12 protein-coding genes and 1 pseudogene are annotated in these 13,819 nt (G+C 64.9%); 3 read left to right on the forward strand and 10 right to left on the reverse strand.

Features of this window, described 5'->3' with window-relative positions; genetic code table 11:
- The 8 genes and pseudogenes from AAG821_RS01470 to AAG821_RS01505 form a co-directional block, all read right to left on the reverse strand.
- Positions 1-281, reverse strand: a pseudogene (locus tag AAG821_RS01470) (insulinase family protein); the annotation flags it as partial.
- Positions 281-1,621 carry a pitrilysin family protein gene (locus AAG821_RS01475; RefSeq protein WP_341914866.1) on the reverse strand — a complete coding sequence of 447 codons (1,341 nt, stop codon included), beginning with the start codon at positions 1,619-1,621 and terminating at the stop codon, positions 281-283. The gene AAG821_RS01475 and the pseudogene AAG821_RS01470, both read right to left, overlap by 1 nt.
- 31 nt (positions 1,622-1,652) lie before the next feature.
- Positions 1,653-2,270, reverse strand: coding sequence for a DUF3035 domain-containing protein (locus tag AAG821_RS01480; protein WP_341914868.1), 618 nt, complete (start codon positions 2,268-2,270; stop codon positions 1,653-1,655).
- Between the two features lie 131 nt (positions 2,271-2,401).
- Entirely contained in the window at positions 2,402-4,363 is a 1,962-nt protein-coding gene (locus tag AAG821_RS01485) for an ATP-binding protein (RefSeq protein ID WP_341914870.1), read from the reverse strand.
- A gap of 263 nt (positions 4,364-4,626) precedes the next feature.
- The gene (gene lspA / locus AAG821_RS01490; RefSeq protein ID WP_341914872.1) at positions 4,627-5,109 is read right to left on the reverse strand and encodes a signal peptidase II; all 483 of its coding nucleotides are present in this window, start codon (positions 5,107-5,109) and stop codon (positions 4,627-4,629) included.
- The gene (gene ileS, locus AAG821_RS01495) at positions 5,106-7,943 is read right to left on the reverse strand and encodes an isoleucine--tRNA ligase (protein ID WP_341914876.1); all 2,838 of its coding nucleotides are present in this window, start codon (positions 7,941-7,943) and stop codon (positions 5,106-5,108) included. The genes lspA and ileS overlap by 4 nt, the downstream gene beginning before the upstream one ends.
- A gap of 197 nt (positions 7,944-8,140) precedes the next feature.
- The gene (locus AAG821_RS01500) at positions 8,141-9,064 is read right to left on the reverse strand and encodes a bifunctional riboflavin kinase/FAD synthetase (RefSeq protein WP_341914878.1); all 924 of its coding nucleotides are present in this window, start codon (positions 9,062-9,064) and stop codon (positions 8,141-8,143) included.
- Between the two features lie 34 nt (positions 9,065-9,098).
- Positions 9,099-9,536: a MaoC family dehydratase gene (locus AAG821_RS01505; protein ID WP_341914880.1), complete on the reverse strand. Its 438-nt coding sequence runs from the start codon at positions 9,534-9,536 to the stop codon at positions 9,099-9,101.
- Between the two features lie 131 nt (positions 9,537-9,667).
- Here AAG821_RS01505 and AAG821_RS01510 point away from each other — a divergent pair, with 131 nt between their 5' ends.
- Positions 9,668-10,477, forward strand: coding sequence for an HAD-IIB family hydrolase (locus AAG821_RS01510; RefSeq protein ID WP_341914882.1), 810 nt, complete (start codon positions 9,668-9,670; stop codon positions 10,475-10,477).
- Here AAG821_RS01510 and AAG821_RS01515 read toward each other — a convergent pair.
- Positions 10,474-11,628 (reverse strand): EAL domain-containing protein, encoded by a 1,155-nt coding sequence (locus AAG821_RS01515; protein WP_341914884.1) that lies wholly within the window; start codon positions 11,626-11,628, stop codon positions 10,474-10,476. The two genes, AAG821_RS01510 and AAG821_RS01515, sit on opposite strands and share 4 nt — an antisense overlap.
- A gap of 256 nt (positions 11,629-11,884) precedes the next feature.
- On the opposite strand from AAG821_RS01515, the gene AAG821_RS01520 reads away from it, so the two are divergent.
- Both AAG821_RS01520 and rlmJ read left to right on the forward strand, forming a co-directional pair.
- Complete coding sequence (locus tag AAG821_RS01520) at positions 11,885-12,397, forward strand: glutathione peroxidase (RefSeq protein WP_341914938.1); 513 nt, start codon at positions 11,885-11,887, stop codon at positions 12,395-12,397.
- 52 nt (positions 12,398-12,449) lie between these two features.
- Complete coding sequence (gene rlmJ, locus AAG821_RS01525; RefSeq protein WP_341914886.1) at positions 12,450-13,319, forward strand: 23S rRNA (adenine(2030)-N(6))-methyltransferase RlmJ; 870 nt, start codon at positions 12,450-12,452, stop codon at positions 13,317-13,319.
- On the opposite strand, the gene AAG821_RS01530 is transcribed toward rlmJ, so the two are convergent.
- Positions 13,316-13,801 (reverse strand): nuclear transport factor 2 family protein, encoded by a 486-nt coding sequence (locus tag AAG821_RS01530; RefSeq protein ID WP_341914888.1) that lies wholly within the window; start codon positions 13,799-13,801, stop codon positions 13,316-13,318. The two genes, rlmJ and AAG821_RS01530, sit on opposite strands and share 4 nt — an antisense overlap.
- Positions 13,802-13,819 lie beyond the last annotated feature (18 nt).

Raw genomic sequence — 13,819 nt, forward strand, 5'->3', positions numbered from 1 at the left:
ATCGCCGCTTCCTGCAGCGCGGTCTGGTAATCGTCGTCAGAGAGATCACCGGCGCCTTCGGTCAGCAGGCCGGTGGCAAGCTGGGCCAGGCCCTCCTGCCCCACCGGGTCGCTGGACGAGCCGCCGCGCCAGGTCGCCTGCAGCGCCACCATGGGGATCGCGGGTTCGCGCACGAACCAGACCTCGAGGCCGAGCGGGGTTTTGATTCGCTCGATCTTCGGGGCGGCTTCAGCCGAAACGGCAGCACACAGCAGCAGAACGGCAAGAAGGATGCGACGCATCAGCTCTGCTCCTTGGGCAACAGATAGCCGGTGACAGACCGGCGCAGGTCGAACACATAGCGCGCCGCAGCCAGCACCTGATCGCGCGTCACCGCATCGACCAGCCGTGGCCAGGCCTCGACATCCTCCACCGTCAGCCCGGTGGTGAGCGCAACGCCGAAGATGCGGGCGGCACCCGAGAGGCCGTCGCGGGCGAACACGGTTTCGGCCTGCATGCCGGTGCGGGCACGGCGCATCTCGTCGTCGCCGACGCCATCGGTCAGCAGCTCGGCGATTACCCGGTCGAGTGTCGCTTCAACCTCTTCCAGCTTGCGACCGCGCTTGGGCGAGGCGCTGAAGCCGAAGGTGCCGGGATCGAGCGACAGCGAGGAATACCAGGTGCCGGCCGACACTGCCGGGCCGTCACCCTTGACCAGCGCCTTGTGCAGACGGCCGGTCGGCGCATTCAGGATCTCGGCCAGCACGGCGAGCGGCACGGCATGCTGCTTCTCGCCGGCCGAGCGGCTCGGCGCCAGATAGGTGCGCCGCATCGATGGCTGGGTGACGCGACCGTCGGTCATGCTGAGCCGGCGTGCCGCCAGCTGATTGGGCTCCTGCGGGCGGAAGCGCGGCGGTATCGGCCGCATCGGGATCATGCTGTAGTATTTCTCGGCCAGCGCCTTCAGGTCTGCCGGGCGCACATCGCCGGCCACGATCAGGATGGCATTGTTGGGCGCATAATGGGTGCGATAGAAGGCCATCGCATCATCGAGCGTCAGACGCTGGATTTCCGCCGGCCAGCCGATCACCGGGCGGCCGTAAGGATGGCTGAGATACTGCGCGGCATCGAGCTGTTCGCCAAACAGGGCGCCGGGATTGTTGTCGGTGCGGCTGAGCCGCTCTTCCAGCACCACCTGCAGCTCCGGCTTGGCATCCGCGGCCCTGGGGTTGAGCTGATTCATGCGCTCGGCTTCCATGCGCATCACCAGTTCAAGCCGGTCGCGCGCGATGGTCTGGAAATAGCCGGTGTAATCCGAGGAGGTGAAGGCATTGTCGCGGCCGCCTTCGCGCGACACGATCTTCGAAAACTCACCCGGCGGCACGCTGGGCGTGCCCTTGAACATCAGATGTTCCAGGTAGTGCGCCACGCCGGACACGCCGGGCGCCTCGTCGGCAGCGCCGACTCGATACCACACCATGTGATGCACAATCGGCGCGCGGTGATCCTCGATCAGGACCACCTGCATGCCATTGCCCAGCATGAACTGCGTCGGATTGAAAACCTGGGCCCGGCTGTCGCCGGGGGCGCCCGCGAGCCAGAGACCAGCTGCGGACAGGACGGCGATCAGGCGGTTGCGCACAGGCAGCTCCGTGGACTGGGGGAAAGCTCCGTCAGAAAACACCCTCAAGCGGGCCGCGTTCGCGGCGCTTGATGGTTGGCACGGTGCCGGTGGTGGCCGGCTTGCCGGTGGCGGCATTCTCGCGCAGGCGCTGGGCTTCCTTGGCCGGGTCGACTGCGAGACCCGGATCTTCAGGCTTCTGCCAGAACATCAGGCGGTCAACAAAGCGGCGGTCGCGCTCGGCGAGCTGGGTGAATTCGTCATTCACCTTGCGACGGATATCAGGATCGGCATTGCCCGCACGCGCCTGCTGCAGCAGCGCCTGCTCGCCGGCCGAGCGCGGCTGGTTGGCAACGGCGCCACGGCTCAGCGGAGTGATCTGGCCGGCCGCATCGGTGCTGTTGCCGCCGAAGGCGGCAGCCGCGCGATCACGGGCCGGCACTTCCTGCGGACGCGGCGCACCCGGATCCGGCGGGCGCAGGCCGAATTCCGGCGGCAGCACCAGCGGCGCCTTGGTGACGACGACGAATTCATCCGGCGACTTCTTGGTCAGGCCAAGCGCCTCCTTGGTGGAGTCGCAGCCGGTCAGCAGCACGGCACAAGCCAGCAGCGCGAGGCCGCCGACAGACGGCAGGGGCAGATGTCGGCCGGCAATGTTCGGTCGACCCATGGCAAAACGATCCCTTGTTGAACGCGAGGCGGGGGGGGATTTTAGCCCCGCGGCCGGTGCCGGCACAAGGGCGCCCGCGGCCTTCCACATCGCGGAAATAGTGCGGATTTCCGCCCCCGCGCTTTGCCGCGTCAGGCCGCAGCCGGGGTTCGTCCGGGCAAGCGGATGATGGCCACCGTGCCGCCCGATTCGCCGCTGGCGATCGACAGGGTGCCGCCATGCAGTTCGACGAATTTGCGGCTGATCGCCAGTCCCAGACCGGTGCCCTCGCTACGGCGGCGAATATTGGGGTCGCCCTGCCAGAACGGCTCGAAAATCCGCGCCAGATCCTCGGCCCGGATGCCCACCCCGGTATCCCGCACCGCGATCGTCAGGCTGCCATCGGACCCGCTGCTGCCGGTCACGCGCACGGCGCCGCCCGATGGGGTGAACTTGATCGCATTGGACAGCAGGTTGAGCAGCACCTGCTTGATGGCGCGGGCATCGATGCGCGCCGGCGGCAGCGCGGAGGGGAATTCGTCGATCAGGTCGATATCGGCTTCCTGGGCGCGCCCTTTCACAATGGTGAGGCAGTCGCTGATCACCGTGGGCAGGTCGACATCCTCAAGCGACAGCTCGTAGCGGCCGGCTTCGATCTTCGACATGTCGAGAATGTCGTTGATGACATGCAGCAGATGCCGCGCGCTCATCACGATGTCTTCGGCATAATCGAAATAGCGGTCGGAGTTGGCGCCCCACATGCGCAGGGTGATCACCTCGGCAAAACCGATGATGGCATTGAGCGGCGTGCGCAGCTCATGGCTCATATTGGCGAGGAATTCGGATTTCGCACGATTGGCCGCGATGGCATGCTCGCGCTCACGGGCATAGGACGAGGCCAGCCGCTCAAGATCCTCGGCCTGGGCACGCAGGCGGCTGTTGGCTTCATCCAGCGCCTTCTCCGCCAGCTTGCGTTCGGAAATGTCGAGCGCGATCGAAATCACGCCCGTCACTACCCCACCGGCATCGAACAGCGGAACCTTGCTTTCCAGCATGGTCAGATGCGGCGCATCAACCATGTAGTAAGTACGCTCCACATTCAGCACCGGAGCTCCGGCCGCAATCATCGCGGCTTCGTTGTCGTCGCTGAAACGGATAAAGTCGTCGCGCTTGTCCGGGTGAATGCCGGGCAGCGGCAACTCGTGCAGATGGCGGCCGATAATCTGGTCGGCCGGCAAGCCAAACACATCGGAACAGCGGCTGTTGACCAGCATGTAGCGGCCATCGGCATCCTTCAGCGTGATCGGCGCCGGAATCGCATCCAGCACGACACGCAGCATTTCGCGATTGCGCTCCACCTCGGCCAGATACTCGCCGCCGGCACCCAGGATGGCATTGACACGTTCGGTGAGCATGCCGAACTCGTCCTGCTCATGGCCTTTGGGCACCGTGATACCGGTTTCCTGCGGCCGGCGTGGATCGGCACGTTCGATCTGCGCAACCAGATTGAGCAGCGGCCGGGTCAAGGTGAAATAGAAGAGCACGGCCAGAATCAGCGCGAGCACAAAATTGCGCACGAAACCGGTGCCGACCACCACCCAGGTGCGGCCAAGGATACTGCGCGCCAGCAAGGTACCATCGACATCGACACGCATCTCGCCGACCAGATCGCGATCGCGCGGGCCATAGAGCGGGCGGATCAGCGTTTCATCGGTGGATGGCAGCAGAAGGGCGAATGTCTCGGCCAGTCCCCAGGCATCCTCGTCCTTTGGCGGCGTCGGGGTCTGGCCGCGTTCCTGCATCGCCATGCGGCGGCCATAGTTGTCATAGATTTCGGCGCGCCAGATCGGCTGATACAGCAACAGACCGCTGACCACGCGCGCGGCCAACTGTTCATCGAGCGCATAGGCCGCCTGCGAGGCTGCATCGTTCAGCATATCCATCACCTGGGTGACGGTGGCTTCACGCTGGTTGACCTCGTTGCGGATATCGAGGGCGATCTGGAACAGGCTGGAGAAGAAGCCCAGCAACAGCGCCGCAATCACCGTCACCTTGACCTGACGGGCGGAGAGCTGATGGCGCGCGGAATGGCGTGCGGGCGCGGGCAACGTCATGCGTGTCCTGCGATTGCAGCCGCGCCGGCAATGACTTGCCGGGCGACCCTTTGTGCGACGGGCAACGGGCTATCGAAGCCTGTCGCCACCCCTTTTCCGGGACGGCCTTGCCGTCCGGTCCACCCCGACCGAAGCATCCTGCCTCTCGTCCGCACCCTCACCTACGAAGATGATGCTGCCACCATTCGCGTCCGGGCGCAACGAATCGCCAGAACATCTACCAAAAGTGGTAGCCACGGCGCACCAGCAGCTTAGGACATTGACTATGATGCTGTTTTTGGGGGGGACCTGAAGCCGTCGAGCAACAGCAGCAGAACGCCAACCACGATGGCGCTGTCAGCCAGGTTGAAGGCCGGCCAATGCTGGCCGAAGGCATGGAAATCCAGGAAATCGAACACCGCGCCAAAGCGCAGCCGGTCGATCACATTGCCGATCGCCCCGCCGATGATCAGGCCAAGGGCGGCGGCGACCAGCCTGGACTGGCAGCGCCAGAGCCAGAGCCCGAGCCAGACCAGCACACCCAGGGCCACCCCGATCAGCGTCCAGCTGCGAAAATCGCTGTCCTCCTGGAACAGGCCGAAGCTGACGCCGGTATTCCAGACCATGACCAGATTGAAGAACGGCGTCACCACGATGCCGGCGGGATGCTGCTGCATCAGGTCGAGGAAAAACAGCTTGCTGACCTGGTCGGCCACCAGGATGGCAACCGCAAGCAGCAGACCGAACAGACGCAGCCGCTGGGTCATGCCGCGGACCCGACTGCTTCAGCACACCGCCGGCACAGGTCGTCATGGCCCGGGACATGGCCCACATCAGGCAGCACCTGCCAGCAGCGTTCGCATTTGAGGCCCGAGGCCTGCTGCGGCACGACGGCAACGCCCTTCACATCCTCGCTACGGAAGGCCTCGGCCGGCCCCTCGCCCTCGCGCACGGTGATGCCCGAGGTGATGCAGGTCTCGGCAAAATCGATCCCCTCCAGGGCGGCAATGTCCTCAGGCGTGGCATAGACCACCGGATGCGCCTGCAGGCTGGCGCCGATGCGCTTCTCCGCGCGTTCGATTTCCAGTGCGCCGGTGACGGCACGGCGCACGCGCCGCACCTTCTCCCACTTGGCACCCAGCGCCGCATCCAGCCATTCTGCCGGAATGGTCGGGAACAGCTCACGGTGCACGCTGCCATCTTCCGACGGATAGCGGGTCAGCCAGGCTTCTTCCGCCGTGAAGCTGATGAAGGGCGCCAGCCATTTCACCAGGCAGTCGAACAGATGATCCAGCACGGTACGCGCGGCACGGCGGCGGATGCTGGTGGGCGCGTCGCAATACAGCGCATCCTTGCGAATGTCGAAATAGAAGCCCGACAGATCGACGGCACAGAAGTTATAGATCGCCACATACATGCGGTGGAAATCGTAGGCCTCACAGCTTTCGCGCACCACCTGGCCCAGTTCGGCCAGGCGATGCAGCACCCAGCGCTCCAGTTCCGGCATCTGCGCATGCGGCAGGCGTTCGCTTTCCTGGAAGCCGGCGAGATTGCCGAGCAGGTAGCGCAGCGTGTTGCGCAGGCGACGATAGGCATCGGACTGCGCCTGGATGATGGTCTTGCCGACGCTGAGGTCTTCCGAGTAATCCGACGACACCACCCACAGGCGCAGGATATCCGCGCCCGACTGCTTGATGACATCCTGCGGCTCGGTGGTATTGCCGAGCGACTTGGACATCTTGCGGCCCTTCTCGTCCAGCGTGAAGCCATGCGTCAGCACGGCGTCATACGGCGCGCGGCCGCGCGTGCCGCAGCTTTCCAGCAGGGATGAGTGGAACCAGCCACGATGCTGGTCGGAACCTTCGAGATACAGCGAGGCCGGCCATTTCAGGTCGGGGCGCTGTTCCAGCACAAAGCTGTGGGTCGAGCCGGAATCGAACCAGACATCGAGAATGTCGGTCACCATCTTCCAGTCGGACGGATTGTACTTGTTGCCAAGGAAATCCGACGGCTGGGCGGTGAACCAGGCATCGGCACCGCCTTTGAGGCAGGCCTCGACGATGCGCTCGTTCACTTCCTCGTCGCGCAGAAGCTCGCCGGTTTCCTTGTTCTCGAATACCGCGATCGGCACGCCCCAGGCGCGCTGGCGGCTGATCACCCAGTCCGGGCGCTGCTCGATCATCGCATAGAGGCGGTTGCGGCCCGAGGCCGGATAGAATTCGGTGGCGTCGATGGCGGCCAGCGCCTTCTTGCGCAGCTCATTGGTGGTCATCGAGATGAACCACTGCGGCGTGTTGCGGAAGATCAGCGGCGCCTTGGAGCGCCAGGAATGCGGATACTGGTGGCGCAGCCGACCCTTGCCGACCAGCGCACCGGCCTCGATCATGGTGGCGATCACGCGGCCATTGGCATCGCCTTCCTTGCCGGCATCGTCCAGCACGCGGGCCGGCTTGTCGCCGCCGAAGATCGGCACATGGCGGAAGTAGCTGCCATCGGCATCGACGGTATGCGGCACCTCGATGCCATTGGCGGTGCCGAGATTGTAGTCATCCGCGCCATGGCCCGGCGCGATATGCACAAAGCCGGTGCCGGCATCCATGGTGACGAAATCGCCGGCCAGCACCGGCACGGCGAATTCATAGCCCTGGCCGCGCAGCGGATGGGCACAGACAGTGCCGACAAGATCGGCACCCTTGAACGTGGCGACGGGCGTATAGCTTTCGATGGCGCAGGCCTTGGCCACCGTTTCGGCCAGGTCCTTGGCGACGATGATTTCATCGCCCACTTTCGCCAGCGTCTTCTCGCCCACGGTATCGATGCGCAGGCGCAGATACTCGGCGTCTTTCGACAGCGCGATGGCACGGTTGCCCGGCAGGGTCCAGGGCGTGGTGGTCCAGATCACGATGCTGGCGCCTTCCAGCGCCTTCACGCTCGCCGTTACCACCGGGAATTTCACGAACACCGTGGAAGAGGCGTGCTCGTGATACTCGACTTCGGCCTCGGCCAGCGCGGTGCGTTCGACGATTGACCACATCACCGGCTTGGAGCCCTTGAACAGGCCGCCATTCATCAGGAATTTCTGGATCTCGCGCACGATCTGGGCTTCGGCGGCGAAGCTCATCGTGGTGTAGGGATTCTTCCAGTCGCCGATCACGCCAAGGCGCTTGAATTCCTCGCGCTGGACGCCGATCCAGTGTTCGGCGAAATCGCGGCACTCCTTGCGGAACTCGTCGATCGGCACTTCGTCCTTGTTCTTGCCGGCCGCGCGATATTTTTCCTCGATCTTCCATTCGATCGGCAGGCCGTGGCAGTCCCAGCCCGGCACATAATTGGCGTCGAAGCCCATCATCTGCCGCGAACGGTTGATCACATCCTTGAGGATCTTGTTCAGTGCGTGTCCGATATGCAGATGGCCGTTGGCATAGGGCGGGCCGTCATGCAGCACATACTGCTCGCGACCTTTGCTGTCGGCGCGCAGCTTTTCGTAGAGGCCGATCTTCTCCCAGCGGGCGAGGATTTCCGGCTCCTTGGCCGGCAGGCCGGCCTTCATCGGGAAATCGGTGGTGGGCAGGAAAACGGTGGGGCGGTAGTCGGTGGTCATGGCTCAACTCGGGTGACACGCCTCTGGGCTTGCGCCGGCGCGATGATCTGGAAAAAAGTCGAGGAAATCCCGGGCCTTAGAAAAGGACCGGGCCGCTAATTCGCGGCGCCCGCAGGCCGACCGATATGGCGAATTGCCCAAGCATGGCGATGATTTAGCATCCCCGCCCCGGGCTGTCGAGGCGGGTGCTACGCGGTCTAGCGACCCGCCATCGCCGCCTTCGCCGCCACCACATCGGCAGCGATCTGGATCTTCAGCGGCTCGGGGCCTTCGTATTTCAGCTCCGGCCGCAGGAAGGCGTGGAATTCGACCCGCATGGCGCGGCCGTAGAGGTCGCCGCTGAAATCGAAGAGATAGACCTCCAGCTTCACGTCGGTCTGATCAAACGTCGGCCGGATGCCGAGACTGGCGACGCCGTCATGCACTTCGCCGTCGAGCACGGCGCGCACGGCATAGATGCCGAATTTCGGGATCTGGAAATCGGTCAATGCCACATTGGCCGTCGGAAAGCCCAGCTCGCGGCCACGCTTGTCGCCATGCTCCACCACCCCGAGGATTTCCCAGGGCCGGCCGAGCTGGCGGTTGGCCGCCGCCACGTCGCCGGCCTCCAGCAGGCCGCGCACGCGCGAGGATGAATAGGCTTCGCCGTCACCCTGCGCAGCAACCACCGTGACGCCGATGCCATGCCGGGCGCCCAGCTCACGCAGCATATCGGTATTGCCGGCGCGCGCCTTGCCGAAGGTGAAATCGTAGCCGACCACGACATGGCCGAGGCCCAGGTCGCGGGCCAGGATATGGTCGACGAAATCCTGCGGCGACTGCGCCGCCAGCGTGGCATCGAAAGGCAGCGCCAGCGTGGCATTGATGCCCAGGCCATTGAGGATGCGCGCCTTGGTCTCCAGCGCATCGAGCCGGAAGGGGGCCGATGACGGCACGAAGAAGCGGCGCGGATGCGGCTCGAAGGTGATGACGGCGCGCGGCTTTACCGCCTTGTCCGCCTCCGCATGCACAGCGGCGATCAGGGCGCGATGCCCCAGATGCACGCCGTCGAAATTGCCGATGGCCGCCACGGCGCCGCGAAGTGCCGGCGGGAAACTGGCGCTGGAACGCAGAAGACGCATGTTACCGGATAAACCCCTGGAGAAAGGGGCGCCGTTACCTGGCCTTGCGGCTGACCATCAGGGTGGCGGCGCCATCGATCACCACAGTATCACCGACCCGGCATTCGCAGGCAAAGGTCACGCGGCGCTTCTCAGGCACGATTTCGCTGATCGTCACCCGGGCCACCACGGTGTCGTCGATGCGCACCGGGGCCTTGAAACGCAGATCCTGCGAGACATAGATGCAGCCCGGCCCCGGCAGCTTGGTGCCGAACACCGTGCTGAGCAGGCTGGCGCCGAGCATGCCATGGGCAATGCGGCCCTTGAACGGCGTTGCCGCAGCGAAAGCCTCGTTCAGATGCACCGGGTTGGTGTCGCCCGATACATCGGCGAACATGACGATATCGGCCTCGGTCACCGTCTTCTCAAAGACCGCGGACATGCCGACCTGGAGGTCTTCCAGGTAATAGCCGTGCAAGGCCTGATAGGTCATGGCTGGTCCTTTTGTGGGCGACGGGCGAGCGGTTGACGGACTTTTTTGTGGCGGCGACTATAGCCGCCCGCCTGCGCGCCGGGCAACCCGCCCGTTCGCACCTGCAGCATAGACATTTGTATAGCAGATCGATGGCCGATATCCGTGCACTGACCGCTTTCACGCCGCAAAACCGCAGCGGAATCCGCTATGTGCTGACCGATATCGACGACACGCTGACCACCCATGGCCGCCTGCCGGCGGCAGCGTATACGGCGCTGGAACGGCTGGCGGCGGCCGGTTTCAGGGTCATTCCGATCACCGGGCGCCCGGCCGGCTGGTGCGACCTGATCGCCCGATTCTGGCCGGTCGATGCCATTGTCGGTGAGAATGGCGCGCTGTTCATGCGCTACGACCGGGCAGCGAAAAAGATGCAGCGGCGGTTTTTCCAGAGCGAGGTCGAGCGCGCCGCGGCGCGCGGCAAGCTGACGGCGCTCAGCCAGACCATCCTGCGCGAGGTGCCGGGCTGCGCGCTGGCATCCGACCAGCAATACCGTGAATGTGATCTGGCGATCGACTTCTGCGAGGATGTGCCACCCCTGCCGCAGGCCGCCGTTGATAAAATCGTTGCGCTGTTCGAAGCGGCCGGGGCCACCGCGAAGGTCAGTTCGATTCATGTCAACGGCTGGTTCGGCCATTGGGACAAGCTCTCCATGACACGCGTGCTGTTTGACGAGGTGTACGGCCTGAATCTCGATGCCGTGCGTGACCAGGTGGTGTTCGCCGGCGACAGCCCGAACGACGCGCCGATGTTCGGCTATTTTCCCTACAGCGTCGGTGTGGCCAATGTGCGGCCGTTTCTCGACCGCATTGCGGCCAGACCCGCCTTTGTCACAGAGGGCGAAGGCGGCAGCGGCTTTGTCGAACTGGCTGACGCGCTGATCGCAGCGAAAAAGTCTTAAGCCGCCTTGGCCAGCTTCGGCGGGCCGAACAGCAGGCCCTGGCCGAGCGGGAAGTTCAGGTCGGCCAGCTTGAGCAGGTCGGCTTCCGCCTCCACCTTGGTAAGGATCGGCAGCAGGTCATGCCGCTTGCAGATCTCGTTCAGGTCGGCCAGGTCGACCGGCGATCTGGCAATCGCGCTGACATCGCTGAAGGTTGCCGCGTTGAATTTGAGGAAGCGCACGCCATTGCGGGCGAGCGTCGCGAAATCGAGATCGAAGCGGTCGATGCCGTCGATCGACAGCGCGAAACCGAGCGCTGCCAGCTGGCTCATGCGGTACAGCCCATTGCGGTCGAGCTGGCGCACACCCTCGTAGCTGAATTCCAGCACGATATTGGCGGCATGCTCGCGCTCGCGGGTGAGGAAATCATAGAGCGGATTGAAGGTCTCGACCTGAGCCAGCATCGCCGGCGTCAGGTTGAGAAAGAAGCCGACCTCCTTGGCGCGCTGCTCCAGCTTGCGCACCATCTGCACGCCGCGCAGCAGCATCAGCGCATCGAATTCAGCGCGCAGGCCGGCGGCATCCAGCGCCACCAGGCAGGGCGCGGCGGCATAGGCCTTGCCGTCGGCATCGCGCGGACGCGCCAGCAGCTCGAAGAAGCGGATGCGGCGCTGCGGCAGGCTGACAATCGGCTGCACATGCAGTTCGACGCGGTTGTTGTTGAGCGCATCGCGCACAGCATCCAGCAGGGTGCCGTCATCCTGCGGCTCGGGCGTGCGCATCGGGTCCGGCACGATCAGGCGGGGTTCATTTGCAATATGCGGCGCCTCGGGCATCACCAGATGCGGGCGGCTCAGATGCGGACGGGTGGCGCGTGTCGTCACGATCTCCTCGGCCGGCACATCGATGGCGGCGCTGCCGGCAGCCGGCTCCGCGCCGCGCAGACGCAGCACTTCCTCGGCCAGCTGTTCGATCTCGGCGATCAGGCGGTTCTGCACGCGGCGGCGTAGCAGCATCTCGCGCAAAGCCCAAAACATCATCAGCAGGCCCAGCGCCAGGAGGCCGGGATGCTGCAGCGCGAGTCCCGGCACCAGGCGGGTCAGCGAGACACCCGCCACCAGCGCGATCAGCGACAGAGCGGCAAAGGTGAGCAGTCCGGGCAAGGTCGGCATGGGCAAGCGCCTCGGCAGAAGGCGGCCAGATCAGGCTGGTCCGCCGGGATGACAACGCTATAGTTAAGTCCGGGTAGTGTTAATGGAGCCTGAATCGATGGCCGGCCAGGATAAGAACTCACCGAATCAAGCGGTTACGCCGCTGCCCATGCCCTCGCTGCGGCGCCGGCTGGTGGGCGCCATCGCCTCCCTGCCGCTGATTGCCGCCGGCCTGATCGCGCTCGGACCGTTTGGCAGCAATGTGCAGGCCCAGCAGATGAGCAAGAGAGGAAGCACCGGCATGACCGCCCATCAGTTCGAACTCACCGCCATCGACGGCACGCCGATGCCGCTGAAACAGTTCCAGGGCAAGGTGGTGCTGCTGGTCAACACCGCCTCGCAATGCGGCTTCACCCCGCAATATGCCGATCTGCAGAAGGTCTGGCGCCAGTATCGCGACAAGGGGCTGGTGGTGCTGGGCGTGCCGTCGAACGACTTTGGTGGCCAGGAGCCGGGCACCGCGGCGCAGATCAAGGAATTCTGCGAGGTGAATTTCGACATCGACTTCCCGCTCGCCGACAAGCAGGTGGTGACCGGCGCCAAGGCCCATCCGCTGTATCGCTGGATCGCCGCCGAGCTGGGCGAGGACGCGCTGCCGAAATGGAATTTCCACAAATACCTGATCGGCGCCGATGGCCGGCTGATCGAGGGTTTCGCCACCCCGGTGAAGCCGACCGACGGCAAGGTGACCCGCGCCATCGAGATGGCGCTGCTGAAGGCCAAGGCCTGAATCCTGGGCGCGATGCTTACGCCGCCGCCGGCAATGCCGTAAACCTTGCGGCATGAACTACCGTCACGCCTTCCATGCCGGCAATTTCGGCGACGTGCTGAAGCATGTCGTACTGCTTGAACTGCTGGATGCCCTGCATCGCAAGCCGAGCCCGGTGCATCTGCTCGATACCCATGCCGGCATCGGGCTTTACGACCTGGCCGGCGACGAGGCGCAGCGCAGCGGCGAATACCGCTTTGGCGTCGGCGCCGTGCTGGCCGACATGGCCGCCGAGAAACAGCTGCCGCGCTATGTCGCCGCGCTGAAACGGCTGAACCCCGAGCTGAAGCCGGGCGGCAGCGGGCTGCGGCGCTATCCCGGCTCGCCCTGGCTGCTGGCCGACAGCCTGCGTCCCGATGACCGGCTGACGCTCTGCGAGCTGCACCCGCAGGATGCCGAGGCGCTGAAACGCAATCTGGCCGCCGAGTTCGGCCGCGATTCCGCCATGGCGATCCATCACCGCGACGGCTTCGAGGCGATCAAGGCGCTGATGCCGCCGACGCCGCGCCGTGGCCTCGCCCTGATCGATCCGGCCTTCGAGGCCAAGGATGAATTCGAAATCTTGAGCAAGGCGGTGCTGGCCGCACAGCAGCGCTGGGCCACCGGCCAGCTGGCGGTGTGGTATCCGATCAAGGATCAGAAAAGCATCGAAGGCTGGAAGTCAGGCCTGGCGAAGACGCTGAAATCCGAGACGCTGTGCATCGAACTGACGGTGCGGCCGGCCAAGGATGCTAGGCAGATGAGCGGCAGCGGCCTGCTGGTGATCAATCCGCCCTGGCAGCTGAAGGAAGCCCTGACACCGATGCTGGAGTTCCTGAAAAGCCGGCTGATCCGCGAGACCGGCGGCGGCACCCGCATCACCACACTGGTGAAAGCCGGCTAGTGGATGGTGCCCGACGACGGATCGAAATCGTCGTCATCATCATCCTCGTCGTCATCCTCATCGTCGTCGGGTTCCGGGTCGTCATTGCTGGCGCTGCCCGGCGGCGGCGTGGCCACCGGCCCGGCCTGGTGATGGCTGAGCCGCCAGGCCTTGCCCTCGCGCACAAAGAGATTTGACGCGATCAGATACTGGTCCTCGACCTTTTCGAAGCACAGCACCAGCGCCACATCGCCCCACAGCGTGACGCGCGGCGCCATCATCTGCAGCATCGGCTGCGACGGATTGGCCAGGATGCGACGCCAGCCCTCCAGCACCGCGTCGCGCCCCATCAGCGGCGGCCAGCCGGGATGGATGCAGACCACGGGCGCCTGCTTGGCCCAGAGTTCTCTCATCGCGTCGATGTCGCGATTGGCAAAAGCCCGGTAGAAGGCCGCATTGGCGTCCAGCAGGGCGGTTTCGTCATCGGGTGGCGGCGTTGGCATCGCCACCACTGTAGAATG

It is taken from the genome of Ferrovibrio terrae, assembly GCF_943372915.1.
GTDB classification, from domain to species: Bacteria; Pseudomonadota; Alphaproteobacteria; order Ferrovibrionales; family Ferrovibrionaceae; genus Ferrovibrio; species Ferrovibrio terrae_A.